Genomic DNA, 20,884 nt, shown 5'->3' with positions numbered 1-20,884 from the left:
CATCGCCCTGCTGGGCCCCACCAATTCCGGCAAGACGCACCGCGCCATGGAAGCGCTGGTGAAGGCAAAGAGCGGCATCTATCTGGCGCCATTGCGCCTGCTGGCCCTGGAAAACTACGAACGCCTGCAGGAAGCCGCGCCGCATGGCAAGCCGCTGGCCGTGAGCCTGATCACGGGCGAGGAGCGCAGGGTCGTCGACGGCGCCACGCACGTGGCCAGCACGGTGGAAATGCTGGACACGAAAACCGTCGTCGAAGTGGCCGTCATCGATGAAATCCAGATGCTGGCCGACCCGGACCGGGGCGCCGCGTGGACGGCCGCCGTCTGCGGCGCGCCCGCCCACACCGTCTACCTGGTGGGGGCACCCGAAGCGCGACGCGCCATCGAAGCGCTGGCCGAGCGCCTGGACTGCCCGCTGGAAGTACATGTCTTGAAACGCATGGCACCCCTGTCGATGGAGCCGAACGCCGTGCGCAAGGTGCGCAACCTGCGCCGCGGCGACGCCGTCATCGCCTTTTCCCGCCGCGAAGTGCTGATGTGGCGCGACATGATCACGGAAACGGGACTGTCGGTGGCCACCGTCTACGGCAACCTGTCGCCGGAAGTGCGGCGCGCGCAGGCGCAGCGCTTCCGCGACGGCACGGCCGATATCGTCGTCGGCACGGATGCGCTGGCGATGGGCTTGAACATGCCGATCGCGCGCATCGTCATGACCACCTGCGTCAAATACAATGGCCGCGAAGAGGAAGAGATTTCAGCCGCGCTGGCGCGCCAGATCGCCGGACGCGCGGGCCGCTACGGCGTGCATGAAGAGGGCCTCGTGGCGGGCTACGACAACGAGACGCATGAAGTGATGCGCGCCCTGCTGAAGGAAAAGCTGCATCCGCTGAACACCAGCGGCTTTGCCGTGGCGCCGTCGCTCGAACACCTGCACCGCATTTCATCGGTGACGGGCGAACTGTCGCTGTCAAAACTGCTGCGCCGCTTCATCCACAATATCGACGTGCCGGACGGCTTTTTCTTCCCCCGCATCACGGAAGACCAGAAGGAGCGCGCCGTCTGGCTCGACACCTTGCCCCTGTCAGTGGCCGACAAGTTCACCCTGTCGCTGGTGCCGATATCGAGCAAGGTGCCGTCCTTGCAAACGGCGTGGGAGCACTGGGCGAAGAATCTGTCGCAGGGAAAAACGAGCACCTTGCGCCAGCACGCGTACGGCGGCGGCACGCAGAATCTGCAGCAGGTGGAAGACACCTGCCGCTACTATTCCGCGTATGCCTGGCTCAGCTACCGCCTGCCCGAGTTCTTCCCCGATATCGCCGTCGCGCAAAACCTGTCGCGCGATGCGTCGGAACGGGTCGACTCCATCCTGCGCGCGCACAATGCGGCTTCGCGCGGACGGTCGAAGAAGTTCAAATAAGCCTCAACCGAGCGGCCAGAACCAGACCTCGCCACAATCCCAGTAGCATTCGGTGCCGCACACCTTCACGCCGATGGACGGCAGCAGGATGTCGATATGGCCGCCCGCGCCGCCCAGGTAGCCGGGAATGCGGAAGAAGGCGACCAGGCCCTGGCGCTGACCGATGCCGGCCATGGCGGCATCCCGGTTGAATTTTTCGGGCGCGCCGAACATCGACGGGCTGGCCAGCATGTGCGCCAGCTTGGCCTGCCCTGGTTCGATCAGCGCGCCCTTGAACGGTCCCTTGCGGATGGCCATGCGGCCTCTGACCTGGACGCCGGCCTTGATCAGGGCCAGGCTGACGCGGATGGCGCAGGTGTTGGCAAAGCTGTCCTTGCCGATCAAGTCTTCCCAGCCGATTTCGCGGAACAGGGCTGCCTGGTCGACGGCCGCCACGCTCGAGTAATTTTCACGCAGATTGATGAATGCAGGTTTCACGTCAACCTCCCGTTGCCCCTGGTCGCCAGGGCACATCAGGCAGATTGTAGGAGGATGCTGCAGCCCCGCACTGAGCGAAGTCAAGCGATCTGCATTACGGCTTGGCCACCTCGTAATGCAGTTTCAGCACCAGCCCATTATGGTCGTCAGCCATATAGATATCGCCATCCTGGCCCTGCTTCACGTCGACGGGCGCGCCCCTGCCCTGCTTGCCCTTGCGTTCCCAGTTGCTGATCAAGTCGACGGACTTGCCCATAGGCGCACCGGCCTTGTCGGGCAGCAAGGCCACCAGGCGGTGGCCGTTGCTGCGGTAGCCGTGGTAACCGATGATCAGGCTATTTTTGTACAACGCAGGGAAGCGGCTGGCCGTGTAAAAAGTCATGCCCAGCGGGGCGGCATGGCCGGGCAGCAAACGCTCCGGCGCCGCATATTGGGCGTCGCAAGCCGTCTTCGGATATTCGGGACTGGCCACATTGTCGTCGTAGCAGTACGGCCAGCCGTAGTGCCGGTCTGCCTTGATCAAATTCAGTTCTTCGTGCGGCAGGTTCTCGTCGCTTTTCAGTTGCGGCATGGCGGCCTGGATGGCGTCGCGCGAGTTTTCCGCCTGCCACAGCTCGCCCGTCGCAGGGTGAAAAGCCAGCGCCATCGAATTGCGCAAGCCGCGCGCATGCGTGCGCCAGCTCGTCACCGTGCCGGCCGGCCAGGCCATCGTGTATTCGCGGATGGCGCCCAGCGCTTCCAGGCCTTCCGCCGAAGGACAAGCCTTGGCCGGATCGGGCGCCTTGCCATCATTCTCGCAATGGTCGGTGCTGGAACCCACGTTCACATACAGGTCGCCCTTGGGGCTGAAGCGCATATTCGTCAGCAGGTGCAAACCGAGGCCCGGCAGGCGCGGCGTCTTGGCCTTGCCGCCGATCACGTCGGTGAGGGTGCGCGTGGTGTCGCGCAGGTCGAAGCGGAAGATGCGCCCCACCTCGCCCACGTAGACCATGCCGTCCGGCCCCTGCACGATGCCGTTCGGCCGATCGAGCTTGTCGAGCAGCAGCTTGCGCTCGTAGCCGCCACCGGCCGCCTTGGGCTGCAACAGCCACAATTTACCCTGCTTCGGCGCCCATCCCGTCATATCCGTGACGAGGATGTCGCCATTCGTCAGCGGCAGCACGCCACGGGGGAATTTCAGGCCGTCGGCCAGCACGGCCACGCAAAAGCCGGCCGGCGTGGCGACGTCGAGGCGCGGCATACCGTCGCACTGGGCGCTGGCCGTCGCCGCCATGGCGGGCGCCAACACGGTGGACATACAGGCTGCCAGGGCGCCCGCAAGCATTTTCTTGTTCATGGTCTCATTCCATCAGGGGTAGTCGGGGCATCACGGCGCGCGCATTGGCGCTGGTGGCAACGGCCACGTCGGCCAATGCCAGGCCGCGCAGCTCCGCCAGCACGGCGCCAATGCGCGGCAATTCTTCGGGGCTGTTGCGGCCCGGGTGGATCCAGCTGGGGGAAATGTCGGGTGCATCCGTCTCCAGCACGATGGCATCCAAAGGCAGGTCCGTGGCCATGCGGCGTATCTGCAGCGCGCGGGTAAACGTCATGGCGCCGCCGAAGCCGAGCTTGAAACCGAGGTCGATATAACCCTGCGCCTGCTGGAAGCTGCCGTTGAACGCATGCGCGATGCCGCCGTTCGGGCGGATCTGGCGCGCGTGTTTGAGGACGATGTCCTGCGAGCGGCGCACGTGGGCCAGCACGGGCAAATCGAAGTCGCGGGCGATTCTCAGCTGCTCGCGCAAAAAATGCTCCTGCTTGACGCGCATGGCCGGCTCGCACAGCATGGGGATGAAGAAATCGAGGCCGATTTCGCCGATGGCGACAAAGCGCGGGTCGTTCATCGCCAGGGCCACGGCCTCGCGCAGGGCGACCAAATCGTCTTCCGTGGCGTGCGGCATGTAGATCGGGTGGATGCCCAGCGCATAGCAGGCGTTGGGCGCCGCAGCCGCCAGGTCGCGCACGATGGCGAAATTGGCCCGTTCGACGGCGGGAATGACGATCATCGCCACGTCCTGCTGCTGCGCGCGCGCCGCCACCTGCAGCGATTCGCTGCCGAATTCATGCGCGTCGAGGTGGCAGTGCGTGTCGATCCACAGCATGGCGGCTCCTTAATATTGGTACGGCTGCAGCCCTTCGTCCGTCAGGCGCAGCACGCGGTCGCAGCGCTTGGCCAGTTCGATATCGTGCGTGACGATGACGAAGGCCGTGCCCAGGGTGCGCGACAGTTCCAGCATCAGGTCGAAAATCTGTTCGGCAGTGGCGTGATCGAGGTTGCCCGTCGGTTCATCGGCCAGCACGCAGGCCGGCTGCGTGACGAGGGCGCGGGCCAGGGCCACGCGCTGGCGCTCGCCGCCCGACAACTCGCCCGGCGTGTGCGTGACGCGCTTGGCCAGGTTCACGCGCGTGAGGATCTGCTGCGCCAGCTCGGTGGCCGGCGCGCGCTTCATACGCCGTATCATCAAAGGCATGGCGACGTTGTCCAGCGCGGAAAACTCGGGCAGCAGGTGGTGGAACTGGTAGACGAAACCCAGCGAGGCGTTGCGCAAGTCGCCGCGTGCCTTTTCGCTGAGGTTAGCGAAGTCCTTGCCCAGCAGGGTCACCTTGCCGCTGGTGGGCGTATCGAGGCCGCCCAGCAGGTGCAGCAGGGTCGATTTGCCGGAACCCGAGGCGCCGACGATGGCGACCCGCTCGCCGCGGTGGACGTCGATGTCGATGCCGGCCAGCACCTGCACCTTGTAGCTGCCCTGCGTAAAAGTCTTGCCCAGGCCGCGGCAGGAAAGCACGGCAGAATCGGCGGAAGCGCCATTGGAGGCAGGTTTGTTCAGATCGGTCATGGTCGTAGTCAGTGGTTTATTCATAGCGCAGGGCTTCCGCAGGTTTGACGCGGGCAGCCCACCAGCTTGGGTACAGGGTCGCCAAAAAGGCGAGGATCACGGCCAGCACGCCGATCTTGGTGACGTCGGGCCAGCGCAGGTCGGACGGCACGGTGCTGATGAAATAGATGTCCTTGGAGAGGAACTGCACCCCCAGCAGATGCTCGATGAAGGGCACGATGACGTCGATGTTCATGGCCACCAGCACGCCGCCGCCCACGCCCAGAATCGTGCCCAGGATGCCCACCAGCGCGCCCTGGATCATGAAGATCTTCATGATGGAACGGGGAGAAGCGCCCAGGGTGCGCAGAATCGCGATATCGGCCTGCTTGTCCGTCACCGTCATCACCAGGGTCGAGACCAGGTTGAAGGCGGCCACCGCGATGATCAGGGTCAGGATGATGAACATCATGCGCTTTTCCGTCTGCACGGCAGCGAACCAGTTGGCATTGAGCTTGGACCAGTCGCGCAGCCACAGGTCGCCCGGCATGGTTTTTTTCAGTTCCGCCGCCACTTGCGGCGCCTGGTTCATGTCGGCCAGGCGCAAACGCAGGCCGGACGGGCCATCGAGGCGAAGCAGGCGCTGGCCGTCTTCGATATTGATGAAGGCCAGACCGGCGTCGAATTCATTGTGGCCCGCCTGGAAGATGCCGCTGACGGTAAAGCTGCGCATGCGCGGCAGCACGCCGGCCGGCGTGACCTGGCCTTGCGCCAGCATCAGCGTCACTTTTTCGCCGAGGTTGACGCGCAGGGCGCGCGCCAGCTCGATGCCCAGCACGATATTGAAGGTGCCAGGCTGCAGGGCCTTGAAGCTGCCCATGCGCGTCTGGCCGGCCACGTCGGAAACGTTCGGCTCTTCCTCGGGCAGCACGCCACGCACGATGGCGGGACGCAGCGCATCGTCGCGCAGCAGCATGCCCTGCGTTTCCACGAACGGCGCGGCGCCCTTCACGGCCGGGTTTTTTTTTTAAAAGCTTGCGCCGCTTCCGCGCGCCAGTCCGGCATGCTGCCGCTATTATCGAACACTTCCACGTGGGCCAGCACGGACAGCATGCGGTCCGTCACTTCCTTCTGGAAACCGTTCATCACGGACAGCACGACGATCAGCGCCGCCACGCCCAGGCCGATGCCTGCCATGGAAATGAGGGAGATGAAGGAGATAAAACTGTTACGGCCACTGCGCTTGCCGGCCCGCGTGTAGCGCAGGCCGACCAGCCATTCGAAGGGCAGATTCTTGAAAATACTCATTGTTCAGGCGGTCTTTATCGTTTCTTGATGTGTTATTCGTAGCGCAATGCCTCGGCCGGCTTGACACGCGCGGCGCGCCAGCTCGGGTAGATGGTCGCCACCAGCGCCAGGCCAAAGGCGATCAGGCCGATCTGCGCCACGTCCAGCCAATGCACGTCGGACGGCACGGCGCTGATCTGGTAGATTTCCTTCGAGATGAAGTGCAGGCCGAAGATGCCTTCGATGAAGGGCACGATGACGCCCACGTTCAGCGCCAGCACGACGCCGCCGAGCACGCCCAAAGCACTCCCCAGCAGGCCCACCAGCGCGCCCTGGATCATGAAAATCTTCATGATGGAGAACGGCGAGGCGCCCAGGGTGCGCAGAATGGCGATGTCGGCCTGCTTGTCGGTGACCGACATCACCAGGGTCGAGACGAGGTTGAACGCGGCCACGGCAATGATCATGCTGAGGATGATGAACATCATGTTCTTCTGGCTTTGCACCAGCGCATACCAGCTGGCACTGGCGCGCGACCAGTCGCGCATCCACAGCTGGCCCGGCATCGAAGCTTTCAGTTCGCGCGCCACCTGCGGCGCCTGGTTCATGTCGTGCAGGCGCAAGCGCAGGCCGGACGGGCCATCGAGCTGCAGCAGCTGCTCGGCGTCCTGCATGTTCACGAAGGCCAGGCTGCCATCGAGTTCATTGTGACCGGCCTCGAAGATGCCGGCGACTTTGAGCGCGCGCATGCGCGGCATGACGATGCCATTGGCCGGGTCGCCCGCCCTTGGCTCACGTTCCAGCATCAGGGTGACGTTCTGCCCCACTTTCACATCGAGGGCCTTGGCCAGGTCGATGCCCAGCACGATGTTATAGGAACCTGGCGTGAGATCCTTGAAACTGCCCTGCTTCATCTGGGAGGCCACGCTGGAGACGGTGGCTTCCTGCTGCGGCAGCACGCCGCGCACGACGGACGGGCGCATGGTTTCGTCGTTCAGCAGCATGCCCTGGGTTTCCACGAACGGCGACACGGCTTTCACTTGCGGGTTGGCGTAGGCGGCGCGCTCCTGCGCCTGCCAGTTCGGCATGGAGCCGCTGGTATCGAACACCTCGACATGGGCCAGCACCGACATCAGGCGGTCCGTGACTTCCTTCTGGAAGCCGTTCATGACGGACAGGACGACGATCAGGGCGGCCACGCCCAGGCCGATGCCGGCCACGGAAATGAGGGAGATGAAGGAAATGAAGCTGTTGCGGCCACTGCGTTTCCCGGCGCGCGTATAGCGCACGCCGACCTGCCACTCGAAGGGAAATTGTTTGATGATGCTCATGCGCTCCCGCGACAACGATGATATGCGAGCGCGCAGTGTGCCACACAATGGGCATTTCATGCATCAAGTCTGCGTGAAACAGCGCACGCCGGCCCTATTTTGCCTCCTGCGCCAGGCCGAACACGGCCAGCAGCTGCCCCGCCAGCGCATATTGGCGCATCTGCGCCAGGGTCAGACGGTGCAGCTGGTCGATGCGCCGCTGCTGCACCGTGAAATAGCTGTCGCGCGTCTGGATGACCTGCTGCAGGTTGCGCCGTCCCGCCTCGTACTGGATGGTGCCGCCGCGCACGACGAAGGCCAACTTCCTTTCCTGCTCGTCGAGCAGGGCCAGGGTGCGCTGCGCATTGGCGATGCGCGGCAGCATGCTGGCCAGGTCGGCGCGCGTGCCCTGCTCGGCGCGCGCCACGTCCGCATCGGCCGCCTGGGCGCGGCTGATGCTCTCGTCGCGCTGCGCCAGGCTGCCGCCGCCGAGCGGGAATTCCCAGCTCACGCCCACCGACCAGCCCCGCTGCTGGATGGTCGAGGGCGGCGGCGTGGTCTTGTTATTGAGCAGATGGCTGACGTTCAGATCCACTTTCGGCGCCAGGGTGGCCGCCACGCCGCGCACGCGCAGCTGGGCCGCCGCTGCCCGCTCGCGCGCGGCGCGCAACTGCGCCTGCTGCGTATCGGCGTTTTCCAGGGCCTGCGCCGGCAGCGGCGCAAAGGCGAAATCGGCAAACTGCGCCACCGGCTCGAAGGCCAGCGCCTCGAGCTTGATGCGCGCCGCCTGCTGGTCCGTCAGCAAGCCGTCGTGCACCAGTTCCGCGTCCAGCTGCGAACTTTGCGCCAGTTCGCGGTCCACTTCCGACGATTTGCCCAGTTCCGCCTGGCGCGTCACCTGCCGCACCAGCTGCGTCACGTCGCGCAGGCGTTCCTGCGATTGCATCAGGCTGCGTTCCAGGCGCTGCATGTCGAAATACGCTTCGGCCAGTTTTTCCGCGCTTTCCGCGCGTGCCCGCTCCACGTCGAAGGCGGCGCCCGCCATTTCGCGCTCGGCCGCATCGAGTTCGGCGCGGTCGGCGCCGCCGTTGTACACATTCCAGCGCATGCTCGCTTCCACCTGGTGCGTGCGCCGTTCCACGTCCAGCGCGCCATCGAGGTCATTGCTGCGCCCCCGCGTCGCCTGCAGCGCCGCAGTCGGGAACAGCCGCGAGCGGGCCTGCTTGTAGCGCGCTTCGGTGGTGGCCAGCGCCGCCTGCGCCGCGATCACCTGCGGGTCGCGCGGCACGGCGCGCGCCAGCAAGGCGGGCAAGCCGCGCGTGGACTGCGCCTGGAAAGTGGCCGGCGGCGCCGGTTGGGCCACCGCGTTTGCGCAGGCGAATGCCATGCAAAGTAAAAACGCACGCATCACCGCTCCTGCAGGGAAGACTGCAAGCCGCGCAGCACGGGCTTGAACACATATTGCAGCACCGAGCGGCGCCCCGTCAGGATGCCCACGTCGACGGGCATGCCAGGCGTAATCGGCAGCACCTTGCCGTGCGCCGTCAACTGGCTGCGGTCGGTACTCAGCTGCACCTCGAAATACGGCTCGTTGCGTTCATCGGGAATCGCATCGGCGCCCACGCGCACCACCTGCGCCTGCATGCGTCCATAGGTGGTGGCGTCATACGCCAGCACATTGGCCGAAGCGCGCTGCCCCACGTGGATAAAACCGATGTCCGACGGTTTCACGCGCACGGAAATCAGCATTTCCGAATCGGCGGGCACGATTTCCAGGATAGGTTTGCCCGGCTGCGCCACGCCGCCGACCGTCGCCACCAGCACGCGGTTGACGACACCGTCGACGGGCGCCGTCACATCGCGCCTGCTCACCTGGTCCTGCTGGCCTTTCACGGTGCTGGCCAGGGCTCCCGCCTTGGTTTCATATTCGCTGCGCTGGGCGCCCCACTGGCCGCGCATGCGCGCTTCCACTTCGCCGGCCTGCGCCTGCGCCTCGGCCAGGGTGGCTGCCAGGCGCGGCACGGAAGCGCGCAGGCTGTCGAGTTCCGTGCGCTGCTGCTGCACGCGCTGCTGCGCATTCAGGTAGTCGCCGCGCGAACCGGCGCCCTCCTTGAACAGGCGTTCCTCGATCGACAGGCTTTCCAGCGCGATCTTCAAGCCCGTATCGAGTTGCGCGATGCGGCTGTGCGCCTCGGCCAGCTCGCCGCGCCGCCGCGTCACGCCTTCGCGCGCGGCCGCCGTGGCCGACGCGAACTCGCGCTGGCCATCGCGCCACAACTGCGTTTCCTTGGCGATCAGCTCGGGCGCCTCTTTCTGCCATTCCGGCGCAAACCGTGGAGTACCACCGGACAGCAGCGCATCGAGGCGCGCCCTGCCCGCCAGCGCGGCCAGGCGATTCTGCACGCTGGCGCCCAGGTTGGCCTCGTACTGGGCCGTGTCAAGGCGCAGCAGCAAGTCGCCGCGGCGCACGCGCTGGCCCGGCTTCACCAGCATTTCGCGCACGATGCCCCCCTCCAGGCTTTGCACTTCCTGCAGGTGCGACGGCGGCGTGATGGCGCCGCGTCCATTCACGGACACGTCGAGCTGGGCGAAGGTGGCCCAGGCCAGCACCAGCACCAGCAATACGGCGATCAGCGCCAGCATGCGCATGACGATGCGCTGCGGTTCGCGTTCCGGGTCCGGGTGGGCCGCCGGCAGCGGACGGGCGTTCAGGGCGCTCATGCCGTGGCTCCCTGTTCCACCGCAGGCTTGGCTGCCTGGCTATTGAGCACGCGCATGACCTCATCGCGCGGGCCGTCGGCCACGATGCGCCCCTTGTCGAAGACGATCAGCCGGTCCACCAGCGCCAGCATGGCCATGCGGTGCGTGACGAGCACGATGGTCGTATCCTTTAAGGTACGCAGGCGGGCGATCAGGCGCTGCTCGGTGGCCGGGTCGAACATGCTGCTCGGCTCATCGAGCAGCAGCATGGGCGGTTTCACGAGCAAGGCGCGGGCCATGGCCACGGCTTGGCGCTGGCCGCCGGACAGGCGTTCGCCCCGTTCGCCCACTTCCGTCGCCACGCCGTTGGGCAGCTGGGTGATGATGTCGTCGAGGCAGGCCAGTCGGATGGCATCGAGCAGGGCAGCATCGTCGGGCTGGCTGCGTCCCAGTTCGATGTTTTCGCGCAGGGTGCCGTGGAACAGGGTCACGTCCTGCGGCACGTAGCCGATCTGGCGGCGCAGGCTCAAAGGCTCCAGCTGGGTGCTGGACAGGTCGTCGAACAGTACGCTGCCGCTTTGCGGACCGTACTGGTTCAGCAGCAAGCGCAGCAGGGTGCTCTTGCCGGAACCGAGCTTGCCGATCACGCCGACCCGTTCGCCGGGACGGATGTGCAGGTTCAGTTTATCCAGCAGCGGCGGCGAATTCGGGTAGGCAAAGCCCACGTCGCGGAACTCGATGCGCCCGGACAGCGGGGGCGCCTGCAGGCTGGCCACGTCGTCATCGGTCGGCGCTTCCATGATCTTGTTCAGCGCGTGATAGGACAGCTTGGTCTGTTCCCAGCGGATGATCAGGCCCGCGATCTGGCTCACGGGCGCCAGGGCGCGTCCCGTCAGCATGCTCACGGCGATGATCTGGCCCAGGGTCAGCAGGTGTTCGCCCATCAGCAAGGCGCCCGTGGCCACCACGGCCACGCCGGACAGGGCCAGCACGGCCGTGTTGATGTAGTTGACGCGACTGACGATTTCGCGCGTCTCGACGCTGTTGGCGGCGATGGCCACCGTCAGGCTTTCCCATTTGCGCCGGCTCCACGCTTCGGCGCCCAGCGCCTTGATGGTGTCGAGGCCATTCATGGTTTCAAACAGGTGTGCCGTGCGCTGCGCGCTTTCCTGCATCGAGGCGGCCACGTGGCGCGCCAGGGCGGCGCGCGAGGCAAAGGCCACCAGCAGCAGGATCGGGATGACGGCCAGCGGCACGAGCACCAGCCAGCCGCCGACAAAGGCGATGACCAGCAGGAACAGCAGCAAAAACGGCAAGTCGCCCAGGGTCGTCAGGGTGGTCGAGGCAAAGAATTCGCGCACGGATTCGAAATCGCGCACGGTATTGGCCAAAGTCCCCCCGGAAGCGGGACGGCTGGCCGCGCGCAGGCGCAGACACTGGGCGAAGATGTTCGACGACAGCGCCACGTCCATGCGGCGCGACGCCGTTTCCACCAGTTCGCCGCGCAGCAGGCGCAGAGCCAGTTCGAAGCCCGTCAGCACCACCACGGCAATGGTCAGCACCCACAGGCTGGACGTGGCATTGTTCGGGATCACGCGGTCGTACACGGCCATCGCATAGAATGGCACCAGCGCGCCGATGACGTTCAGCACCAGCGTGCCCAGCAGGGCCCAGCGAAATACCCAGCGGTTGCGGTTGAAGACATCCCAGAACCAGCGTCCCGCCACGGGCATGCTGTAGAGCAAGCTGCGCTGGTCGAAGAACATCACGGGCCGCACGGCCACCCAGCGCCCGGCGGGCACTTCCAGGGCCAGCGCGGCCGCATCGAGCCAGGAGGTGCCGGCGATGCCGGGCACGTGGCATTCATATTTACCATCTGCAATGCTCAGCACCACCAGCGCCTGCCCTTCCCCATTGAGCAGCAAGGCCGGCATTTCCGTCGGACGGCGCGGCTTGTCCATGGGCAGCGCGGTGCCGGCCAGGCTGGCATGGCTGAGCGCCTGGTCGAGAAAATCGGCGGCGGCCGGGTCGCCATGCGCGGTCACGCTGGCGCGCAGGCGCTCGGCCTGCACGCCGGTGCCAAGAAGGCAGGCCAGGAAGACGATGGCGTCGGCAAGCGTGTCAGCGCAGGCGGTGGATGGGGAAGCGTCGACGGCGGCGTGCGCGGCAGAAGGTGGCGTCATGATGAGCTCAAATCCGATCTCAGACAGGTGCAATGAACAGTGAGGAACTATTGTCAAGGTCGCGCAGTGGTGGTTTGCAGAAACATTGTGCCATAGTAATAACAGCTATTCAGAATGATGTTATGAAAAAATAAAAACTGCGGTGCGTCTTGACGGACGCACCGCAGCAGAAACTACCAAGTCAATACCACTGCTGCCGGTTTATACTGCGCCAGCCTTGCGACGGCGCGCCATGAAGCCCAGCAGGCCCAGGCCTGCGACCAGCATGGCCCAGGTTTGCGCTTCCGGCACCGGCGACACGCTGAGCAAGGTTTGCGAAGCCGGGTTGACGCTCGTCAAGCTCGTGTAGCTGTACAGGTTCTGGATGGCGCCATTGCCCGTGGCCACGCCCAGCATGGCGTTGGCCTGGCTGACGACGGCATTGCTCAGGTTTTTGAAGCGCAGGTCGCCCGTCAGCAGGTTCGTGTTGTCGTTATTCAATTCCCACAGGGCCAGCTGGAAGGCGGCGGCGCTGTTGGCGCTGGTCGACACATTCGCGATGGACGAGGCGTAATACCCTTCATACAGGCGCTTGACGGAATCGCTGGCGGCAAAGGCGCCGCTGCTGTAGCTGTTCGAACTATTGCTCACTGCGACATGGGGATCGAGGCAAAACGCCAGGAAAGTGTTGCTGTCGTATTTGACTTCCCACAAGGTCGGCGAGATGGCGTTGCCCGAGCCGAAGGCGCCGCCGGCAGCCGTAAACAGGCTGACGCTGTGCGAATCGACGACTTGCAGGTTGGAGGCGGCCAGGGCGCTGCCGCTGGCGAGGGCGAACGTGGCTGCGGCGATGGCGCCGCGAACGAGCAGGTGCATGGATTGTTTCATGGTGGTTTCCCTATTTCTGTTATGTAAGATGTAAGTGTGGAAAGCGCCGGCGCCCCGTGACGGGTGCGCCGGTGCGGCATTGCCGGGCAGGATTACGGCCCGGCAAGGGACATCAGGCAGCCATTTCCTGGGGCTGGGCATTCGCATGGGCCATGGCGCGGCGCAAGGCTTCGGCCATCTCGCACTGGGCCTGGGCTTCGGCGGCCGGAGCCGCCGGGGCGGCAGCGACCGTGTTGACCGTGCCGTCCTGGCCCAGCACCACGTCGAGCGTGCTGTCGTCGCGCAGCAGGTCGGCCATGCTCGGCAAGGTGATGCCGGCCTTGGCCGCATCCTTGGCGTCGACGTTGAAATACACGTCCGTCATGTCGACCGTCTTGCCGTCGGCCAGGGTGGCGCTGCTGCGCTCGAGGTGCAGATTACTGTTGGCGTCGAGGAACGGCAGTTCCGTGTAGCTCACCGTCAGGCTGGCCACGCCGGCGTCGTGCAGCGACATCAGCTCGCCATCGTCCGTCACGCCATTGCTGTTGGCGTCGCGCCAGATGCGCAATTCGGCAAACTTGTCATCGTGCGCATCGACCACGCCGTCGCCGTTCGAGTCATAGCTGGACAGCTTGGCAAAGCCCGTGCCCTTCTCGTTGCCGCCGAACAGTTCCGAGATATTGTCGATCTTGCCATTGCCATTGCTGTCGATGGCCAGCAAGCCGTCCTGGGCCGAGACCCAGCCCGTCTGGATGGCGCTGCCCGTGCCCAGCAAGTCGAAGCTGCCGTGGAAGTCGGCGCGGGCGATCGTGTGCACGCCGTCACCGTTGAGGTCGATGACGATGGGCGTGATGGCCGCATCCCAGCTCATGTCGTTCTGGCCCGATGCCAGCTTCAGGATGTCCGTGTAGACCACGTTGGCCAGGGTGCCGTTGCTGTTGACGTCGGAATCGATGTTGTCATTGCTGCCCACGTTCTTCACGCCCCAGCGCCAGCTGTCCATGGCGTAGCCGGCGTGGTACACGCCCGACTTGTCGAACTTGAGCGAATAGCTGCCCGGATCGAGGTTGCTGAACAGATAGTTGCCGCTGGCATTCGTGTAGGTGGTGGCCAGCAAAGCGCCGCTGCCGGAGTACAACTGCACCTTGATGTTGGCGATGCCTGCCTCGTTGTAGTCCTGCACGCCATCATGGTCGGCGTCGCGCCATACCTTGTCGCCCAGGCTGGCCTTGCGGTAGATGCCCGCATCCCAGCTCATGTCGTTCTGGCCGGCGGCCAGGTTGATCAGGCCGGAACGCCCCGTGCTCGTATCGACGTCGGAATCGGCCGTGTCGCTGCCCACATTGGCCTTGGTGTAATAGAAACCCGATGGACGGACGACTTCCACCTTGTAGCCGCCGGCGACCAGCTTGTCGAACAGATAATTGCCACTGGCATTCGTCGTTGTCGTGGCGATGATCTGGTTACTGGCATTGAGCAGGTTGACCTTCACGCCCGCCACGCCCAGTTCGCCCGCATCCTGCACGCCGTTGTAGTTATTGTCTTCCCACACGCGGTCGCCGATGCTGCCGGTGACAGGCGCGCATTTGACCAGGCCGGCATCCCACTCCAGCTGGACGTCGCCCGATTTCAGCGCGATCCAGGTAGTCGTAAGGCCGGTGGCCGGATTGACATCCGAATCGGTGGCGTAGCCGCCCACATCCGCCTTGGTGAAGGTATAGCCGGCCGGTGGCACGAAGCCCAGATAGTAATTGCCGGGGACCAGATTGCTGAACAGGTAGTTGCCACTGGCATCCGTGGTGGCGCTGGCCACCACGGCACCCGAGGCGTTGTACAGATTGACTTTCACGCCGCCGACACCCGCTTCGCCCGCATCCTGCGTGCCGTTGCCGTTGGCGTCAAACCACACGCGGTCGCCAATGGCAGCCGTTTTGTACAAGCCCGCATCCAGATCCTTGTAGTTCTGGCCGGCGGCAACCGTCACCAGGCCGCTCTGGCCTGCGGCATTGATGTCGCTGTCGAGCGCATCATTGCCGCCCGCGTCCTTGACCGTGGTCAAATAGCCTGGCGGCGCGACGACGGCGATCGAATACGTACCCGGATCGACATTGAAGTTGTAATAGCCGGTGGCGTCCGTCAAGGTCGAGCCGATCACGCTGCCGGCCGCGTTTTTCAGCTGCACCGTGACGCCGCCGATGCCGGCTTCGCCCGCATCCTGCACGCCGTTCAAGTTGGCATCATGCCAGACGCGGTCGCCCAGGGAGGCCGGCAGCGCAACGATGCCCGCATCCAGGCTATGGTTGCTGTCACCGGAAGCAAGCAGCACTTGCGCCGTCTTGCCATCGATGGCGCTGGCATCGGAATCGCGCTGGTCGTCGCCGCCCTGGTCCTGGCCCGTAAAAGCGTAGCCGGCTGGCAAGGTGGTTTTATCGAACTGCACGCTGTAGGCGCCCGGCTTCAGATTCGTGAACAAATAGTTGCCATTCGCATCCGTGACGAGCGGGCTGCCGACGGCGTTGCCCGACGCATCGAGCAAGGTTACTTTCACACCTGCGGCGCCCGCTTCACCCGCATCCTGCACGCCATTCTTGTTGGTATCGAACCAGACCCGGTCGCCCAGCTCGGCCGTGCGGTACAGGCCCGCATCGAGGGTCAGGTTGGTCTCGCCCGGCGCCAGGGTGACGGGCGCCATCTTGCCGCTGGCATCGATATTGCTGTCCTTGCCCGTATCGCCGCCCTGGTTCGCTGCCGTCGGCACATAGCCGGCGGGCGCCACCACGGTCACCGAATAGGTGCCCGGATTGACGTCGAAGTGGTAGCCGCCGGTCGCGTCCGTCGTGGTGGAGGCCACCACATTGCCGGCCGTATCCTTGAGTTGCACGACTACATTGGCGATGCCGGCCTCGCCCGCGTCCTGCACGCCGTTGGCATTCTTGTCTTCCCACACGAAATCGCCCAGGTGGGCCATCGGCACCTTGAAGGTCAGGTAATGGGGCGCCAGGCTCAGGTCTTGCGCATTGCAGCCTTCCGTGCCGCCATCATCGCGCACCTTGAAACCGAGGTCGAAGTCGCCGGCGACGGTCTGGCTCGGCACGAAGACCAGGTGGCCCGCGCGGATATCGTCGATGGAAATTTCCGTGCCCACCGCGACGGCCACGCCATTCAGCAAGACCTGGCCCGCCGTGGTGGTATTGGTGATGACGACGGACTTGAAGCCGTTGTTCTCGACGTCGTCGTGGAAGCCGAAATCGCTTTCGCTCAGCACGACGCTGGCGCCGTCGACCAGGGTGAAGGTCTTGTCGGCCGCATCGGGCGCGTCATTGACGGGATCGATGATGACTTGCAGGCTCAGCTGGACGATGTCGCCATTGCCCTTGTCGATCGTTACCTGGATGGTCGAGAAGCTGCCGTTGTAGTTGGCGGCCCAGTCGCCGGGGCGCACGTACACGGTGTCCGCGTCGAGCATGCCGAACAGCGGCGTGTTCTCCGTCGATTCCGTATCGTCCGGCAACAAAACCGTAAAATTCTTGATATTCAGTTCGCCTTGCACCGAGTAGCCGGCCTGGATCAGCAGGTCGCGGATATCGAAATTCTTGTTGATGTCTTCGCAGACGTGGACCGTGGTCGACAGATTGTACGTAGTCATGCGGCCTCCTGACGGCATGCCACGGCGGCGGCAGGAGCGGAAATACGGGCGGCCAGGGCGCAATCAGCCTGGCCGCGCAAAGCGGCGAATGTATACATAGGTGGGCTTCCAAGAAAGAACTTGTTTAAAAAATGAAGCCGGCAGATCTTGTATACAGTTTCGAGGGACACAGGAGCCAGACGACGCAACCACGCAGCAGGGGGTGATTGTATTTCTGATATTTAAGTTGTCGCAATTATATCCAATATATTTTCAAAAGCAAATTAATTTCCATCAACGCAAATAAAATTTTTATAATTTTTGTGCATTTCCAGCGCCGCCGCTGCTGCCGGAACAAGCCTGAAAATACATACGCCTTCTCGGCCCGCACCACAATCGCCTACAATCTCGGGATGAATCAACTTACCCTCGTCTTGCCCTTCGCCTTGCCCAATGCCGAACTGGCTGCCGACCTGCTCAAGGTCTTGCAGGCGCCCGCGCTGGCGGCGCTGCTGTCGCGCACCTCCGATTGCAATTTAGAAACCTTTGACAATGCCAACCGCCTGCTGCCGCACGAAGCGTGGCTGGCGCATGCCTTGGCCCTGTCGCCCGCGCCCAATGGCGAGGCGGCGCAAGCGGCCTTTGCGGCCCAGGCCATGCGCGGCTACGGCCTCGTGCCGGAACCGGGCGCGCGCTACTTCCTGCTGCATCCGGCCCACCTGGCCATCGCCCGCAGCCATATCAGCCTGGAAGACTTGCGCCAGCTCAAGCTAAGCGAGGCCGATGGCCGCACCTTGTTCGACACGGCGCGCCCGTATTTCGACGAAATCGGCCAGCCCCTGTCATACGGCGACGCGGGCACCTGGTTCATGCGCGCCGATGGCTGGACCGATTTGCAGTGCGCCACGCCGGATGCCGCCACCACGCAAGACCTGTCCGTGTGGATGCCGGAAGGCGAGCATGCGCGCGCGGCGCGCCGCCTGCAGAATGAAGTGCAGATGCTGTGGCATGAACATCCCGTCAACGCGACGCGCGAAGAACGGGGCTTGAAAGCCATCAACTCGTTCTGGATCTGGGGCGGCAGCCTGGCTGCACCTGCGCGCTGCGCGGCCAGCCTGCATACGAAGGACGCGCCGGGCTGGCTGGCCGCGCTGGCGGAACCGGCGCAGCGCGATGCCAGTCCAAACAGTGTGCTGGCAAGCCAACAGGACGCGATTGTCGTGCTGGGCGGATTGACCGAAGCGGCGCAGGCGCAGGAATGGGGCATGTGGCTGCAGCAGTTGCAAGCGCTGGAAACAGACTGGTTCGCACCCCTGCTGGCGGCCCTCAAGGATGGCCGCCTGGGCCAGCTGCGCCTGCTGCTGAGCCACCGCGACGCCTGGCTAGCCTGTACCACCAGCAAGCATGCGCAGCGCAAATTCTGGCGCGCGATTACCCTGAACAAGTTGAAAGCATCATGACCCGTACCCGCATCGCCACCCGTCCCTGCCCTTACCGCGAATCCGAATTGCTGCGCCAGGGTGGCATCCACCCCGTGCTGGCCCGCTTGTACGCGTCGCGCGGCCTGTCCGACGCGAAAGAACTGTCGATTGAGGCAAAGGACTTGATACCGCCGTCCGGCTTGCTGCACATCGGCGCGGCCGGCGTCTTCCTGGCCGACGCAATTGCTGCCAAGAAACGCATGGTCATCGTGGCCGATTACGATTGCGACGGCGCCACCGCCTGCGCCGTCGCCATCCGCGGCTTGCGCGCCATGGGCGCCAACGTCGATTTCATCGTGCCCAACCGTTTTGAATACGGCTATGGCCTGACGCCGGAAATCGTCGAGCTCACTGCCCGCGAAAAGTCGCCCGACATTATCATCACCGTCGACAACGGCATCGCCAGCATCGACGGCGTGGCCGAGGCGAACCGGCGCGGCATCCAGGTGGTCGTCACCGACCACCATTTGCCGGCCGACATCCTGCCCGATGCGGCCGTCATCGTCAACCCGAACCAGCCCGCCTGCGGTTTTCCGTCGAAACACCTGGCCGGCGTGGGCGTCGTGTTCTACGTGCTGCTGGCCCTGCGCGCCGAAATGCGCCGGCGCGGCATCTTCGATGCGCAAACGCAACCCAAGCTCGACAACCTGCTCGACCTGGTGGCGCTGGGCACGGTGGCCGACGTGGTGCGCCTCGATACGAACAACCGCATCCTCGTCGCGCAAGGTCTCAAACGCATGCGCAAGGGCAATATGCACGCGGGCGTGGCGGCGCTCTTTCGCGTGGCGGGCCGCGAAGCGCGCAGCGCCACGCCGTTCGACCTCGGTTTTGCCCTGGGACCGCGCCTGAATGCGGCCGGCCGCCTGCAGGACATGTCCCTGGGCATCGAATGCCTGGTCACGGACGACGAAGGCCGCGCCTGGGCGCTGGCCCAGCAACTCAACGACATCAACCTGAAACGCCGTGAAATCGAGGCGGAAATGCAGGATACGGCCCTGCTGCACCTCGATGCTTTCGAACCGGCCAACAGCAGCACCATCAGCGTCTTCGACGAATCCTGGCACCAGGGCGTGATCGGCATCGTCGCCTCGCGCCTGAAGGAAAAATTCTATCGCCCGACCATCACGTTTGCACCCGGCGCGGACGGCTGGATCAAGGGTTCGGGCCGCTCGATCCCCGGCTTCCACTTGCGCGACGCGCTCGACCTCGTGTCGAAACGGGCGCCCAGCCTGATCGACAAGTTCGGCGGCCACGCCATGGCGGCTGGACTCACCATCCGCGCCGACGCCTTCGACGCCTTTTCCCAGGCCTTCGAAGCCGTCGGCCAGGCCTGGCTCAGCCAGCAACAGCTGGAGCGGGTCGTGGAAACGGACGGCCCGCTGGAAGACGCCTACTACACGACGGCCTTCATCGAACTGATGGATGGCCAGGTGTGGGGCCAGGGCTTCGCCCCGCCCGTCTTTTGCGATGAATTCCGCGTCGTCAGCCAACGCATCTTGAAAGAGCGCCATTTGAAACTGCTGCTGGAAAAGAACGGCGTGCGTTTTGATGCCATCTGGTTCGGGCATACGGACGCACTGGGCGAACGCACGCGGGTCGCGTTCAGGCTCGATGCGAATGAATACAATGGCACGACCAAAGTACAACTTATGGTGGAGCACGCCGAGCCTGTCTGATGGCACCGGCCCAAACCTACTGCGCGTCGCGCTTTGCGGCCGGCGATGCTCACCGTACTGGAAGTACGGTTGCGCTTCTCGGCCACAAATCACCGCCGCTCGCTACGGTTTGGTCAGGTGCCGTGAGGTTTGTGGCCTTATTGCTGTATCTCAAACTTCTGTGGAACAAAGTGATATCAAATCACGGCGATAACCGACACATGCCTTCCCCATCGGAAAGCTATCCAGCCCCATGTTGACCGGCCTGAACCACCTCACCCTGTCCGTGCGCGACCTGGCGCGCAGCATCGTCTTTTACCGCAACACCTTGGGTCTGCGCCTGCATGCGCGCTGGGACAGGGGCGCGTATCTGTCGGCCGGGGATTTGTGGCTGTGCCTGTCGCTGGATGGACAGGATACGGCCGCGCTGGCCAGCCCGGCCTATACGCACTACGCGTTTTCCATCGAGCCCACCGACTTCGCTCCGTTTGCCGCCCGCCTGCGCGCCGCCGGCGTGCCCGAATGGCAGCAAAACCGCAGCGCCGGCGAATCCCTGTATTTTCTCGACCCGGACGGCCACCGGCTGGAAGCCCATGCTGGCAACCTTGCGCAGCGGCTGGCGGCCTGCCGCGCAGCGCCGTATCAGGGCATGGTGTTCGAGGATTGAGAGCGGCAAGATCGTATATTCATTAAATTTGTTAAATTCATTATTGCGCAAAAAAATCAAGCACCGTGATTGCAAAAAAACACCGTCACGCCTCGATACACCCGTGATAATCTTGCTTTTAAGACTTAATCAGGCTGACAAGATTCCATCGATCCATAGGCAAATTTGCCACATTTTATTGCATAAATAAAAATATTGATTTAAAATAGTTAACATTTATTTGGCAAATTCACTAAAATCGATGACGCATCAGGAAATTCCCAATGATGCATGATCAGTTTTGAGGGCAAACCCGTCGAAAGGCGGGGACGCAAAGCCACCGGCCTACCGCGCGCAAGCGCCACGGCAGCGGGGCTGCCAATGCAGGGCCGGGACCGCCAG

The 20,884-nt window shown here is 64.2% G+C and carries 14 protein-coding genes, 1 pseudogene and 1 riboswitch; of the genes and pseudogenes, 4 read left to right on the top strand and 11 right to left on the bottom strand.

Translation table 11 applies throughout. The features are described from left to right. On the top strand, positions 1-1,417 hold a 1,417-nt coding region (locus JAB1_RS23895; protein ID WP_070282045.1), incomplete at its 5' end, for a helicase-related protein. Positions 1,418-1,420: 3 nt separating this feature from the next. Here the strand turns inward: JAB1_RS23895 and JAB1_RS23890 are convergent. The 11 genes and pseudogenes from JAB1_RS23890 to JAB1_RS23840 all read right to left on the bottom strand — a co-directional run bounded on the left by JAB1_RS23890 (position 1,421) and on the right by JAB1_RS23840 (position 16,721). Beyond that, a complete protein-coding gene (locus JAB1_RS23890; protein WP_070282044.1) occupies positions 1,421-1,894 on the bottom strand; it encodes a T6SS effector amidase Tae4 family protein in 474 nt (157 codons plus the stop codon). A gap of 94 nt (positions 1,895-1,988) precedes the next feature. Continuing rightward, complete coding sequence (locus JAB1_RS23885) at positions 1,989-3,230, bottom strand: PQQ-dependent sugar dehydrogenase (RefSeq protein ID WP_070282043.1); 1,242 nt, start codon at positions 3,228-3,230, stop codon at positions 1,989-1,991. Between the two features lie 4 nt (positions 3,231-3,234). After that, a complete protein-coding gene (locus JAB1_RS23880) occupies positions 3,235-4,032 on the bottom strand; it encodes a TatD family hydrolase (protein ID WP_070282068.1) in 798 nt (265 codons plus the stop codon). Between the two features lie 12 nt (positions 4,033-4,044). Further along, entirely contained in the window at positions 4,045-4,770 is a 726-nt protein-coding gene (lolD, locus tag JAB1_RS23875) for a lipoprotein-releasing ABC transporter ATP-binding protein LolD (RefSeq protein WP_034788536.1), read from the bottom strand. 16 nt (positions 4,771-4,786) lie between these two features. Then, a pseudogene (locus JAB1_RS23870) lies at positions 4,787-6,057 on the bottom strand (lipoprotein-releasing ABC transporter permease subunit). 32 nt (positions 6,058-6,089) lie between these two features. Continuing rightward, positions 6,090-7,367 carry a lipoprotein-releasing ABC transporter permease subunit gene (locus JAB1_RS23865; RefSeq protein ID WP_070282042.1) on the bottom strand — a complete coding sequence of 426 codons (1,278 nt, stop codon included), beginning with the start codon at positions 7,365-7,367 and terminating at the stop codon, positions 6,090-6,092. Between the two features lie 94 nt (positions 7,368-7,461). Further along, complete coding sequence (locus JAB1_RS23860; RefSeq protein ID WP_070282067.1) at positions 7,462-8,709, bottom strand: TolC family protein; 1,248 nt, start codon at positions 8,707-8,709, stop codon at positions 7,462-7,464. Between the two features lie 44 nt (positions 8,710-8,753). After that, positions 8,754-10,067 carry an HlyD family type I secretion periplasmic adaptor subunit gene (locus JAB1_RS23855; RefSeq protein ID WP_034788545.1) on the bottom strand — a complete coding sequence of 438 codons (1,314 nt, stop codon included), beginning with the start codon at positions 10,065-10,067 and terminating at the stop codon, positions 8,754-8,756. Next, entirely contained in the window at positions 10,064-12,229 is a 2,166-nt protein-coding gene (locus JAB1_RS23850; protein WP_254672240.1) for a type I secretion system permease/ATPase, read from the bottom strand. The genes JAB1_RS23855 and JAB1_RS23850 overlap by 4 nt, the downstream gene beginning before the upstream one ends. Positions 12,230-12,430: 201 nt before the next feature. After that, complete coding sequence (locus JAB1_RS23845; protein WP_034788548.1) at positions 12,431-13,096, bottom strand: PEP-CTERM sorting domain-containing protein; 666 nt, start codon at positions 13,094-13,096, stop codon at positions 12,431-12,433. A 112-nt stretch (positions 13,097-13,208) separates the two neighbouring features. Continuing rightward, positions 13,209-16,721, bottom strand: a complete 3,513-nt coding sequence (locus JAB1_RS23840) for an SdrD B-like domain-containing protein (protein ID WP_070282040.1) — start codon at positions 16,719-16,721, stop codon at positions 13,209-13,211. A 392-nt stretch (positions 16,722-17,113) separates the two neighbouring features. Between JAB1_RS23840 and JAB1_RS23835 the strand changes: the two genes are divergently transcribed. The 3 genes from JAB1_RS23835 to fos all read left to right on the top strand — a co-directional run bounded on the left by JAB1_RS23835 (position 17,114) and on the right by fos (position 20,503). Then, entirely contained in the window at positions 17,114-18,160 is a 1,047-nt protein-coding gene (locus JAB1_RS23835; protein WP_070282066.1) for a hypothetical protein, read from the top strand. Then, the gene (gene recJ, locus JAB1_RS23830) at positions 18,157-19,857 is read left to right on the top strand and encodes a single-stranded-DNA-specific exonuclease RecJ (protein WP_070282039.1); all 1,701 of its coding nucleotides are present in this window, start codon (positions 18,157-18,159) and stop codon (positions 19,855-19,857) included. The genes JAB1_RS23835 and recJ overlap by 4 nt, the downstream gene beginning before the upstream one ends. Before the next feature lie 232 nt (positions 19,858-20,089). Then, entirely contained in the window at positions 20,090-20,503 is a 414-nt protein-coding gene (gene fos / locus JAB1_RS23825; protein WP_070282038.1) for a fosfomycin resistance glutathione transferase, read from the top strand. Between the two features lie 275 nt (positions 20,504-20,778). Next, a riboswitch (cyclic di-GMP riboswitch) is annotated at positions 20,779-20,865 on the top strand. The last annotated feature ends 19 nt before the right edge of the window (positions 20,866-20,884 follow it).

This window comes from Janthinobacterium sp. MP5059B, assembly GCF_001758645.1.
Taxonomy (GTDB): domain Bacteria; phylum Pseudomonadota; class Gammaproteobacteria; order Burkholderiales; family Burkholderiaceae_D; genus Janthinobacterium; species Janthinobacterium lividum.
The sequence above is the reverse complement of the archived record's forward strand: the minus strand, read 5'-3'. Positions and strand labels throughout refer to the sequence as shown.

Excerpts from the sequence above, each read along its gene's own strand:
- JAB1_RS23885 (WP_070282043.1), bottom strand. The coding sequence starts at position 3,230 with ATGAACAAGAAAATGCTTGCGGGCGCCCTGGCAGCCTGTATGTCCACC.
- lolD (WP_034788536.1), bottom strand. The coding sequence starts at position 4,770 with ATGACCGATCTGAACAAACCTGCCTCCAATGGCGCTTCCGCCGATTCT.
- JAB1_RS23865 (WP_070282042.1), bottom strand. The coding sequence starts at position 7,367 with ATGAGCATCATCAAACAATTTCCCTTCGAGTGGCAGGTCGGCGTGCGC.
- JAB1_RS23855 (WP_034788545.1), bottom strand. The coding sequence starts at position 10,067 with ATGAGCGCCCTGAACGCCCGTCCGCTGCCGGCGGCCCACCCGGACCCG.
- JAB1_RS23850 (WP_254672240.1), bottom strand. The coding sequence starts at position 12,229 with ATGACGCCACCTTCTGCCGCGCACGCCGCCGTCGACGCTTCCCCATCC.
- JAB1_RS23845 (WP_034788548.1), bottom strand. The coding sequence starts at position 13,096 with ATGAAACAATCCATGCACCTGCTCGTTCGCGGCGCCATCGCCGCAGCC.
- JAB1_RS23840 (WP_070282040.1), bottom strand. The coding sequence starts at position 16,721 with ATGACTACGTACAATCTGTCGACCACGGTCCACGTCTGCGAAGACATC.
- JAB1_RS23835 (WP_070282066.1), top strand. The coding sequence starts at position 17,114 with ATGAATCAACTTACCCTCGTCTTGCCCTTCGCCTTGCCCAATGCCGAA.
- recJ (WP_070282039.1), top strand. The coding sequence starts at position 18,157 with ATGACCCGTACCCGCATCGCCACCCGTCCCTGCCCTTACCGCGAATCC.
- fos (WP_070282038.1), top strand. The coding sequence starts at position 20,090 with ATGTTGACCGGCCTGAACCACCTCACCCTGTCCGTGCGCGACCTGGCG.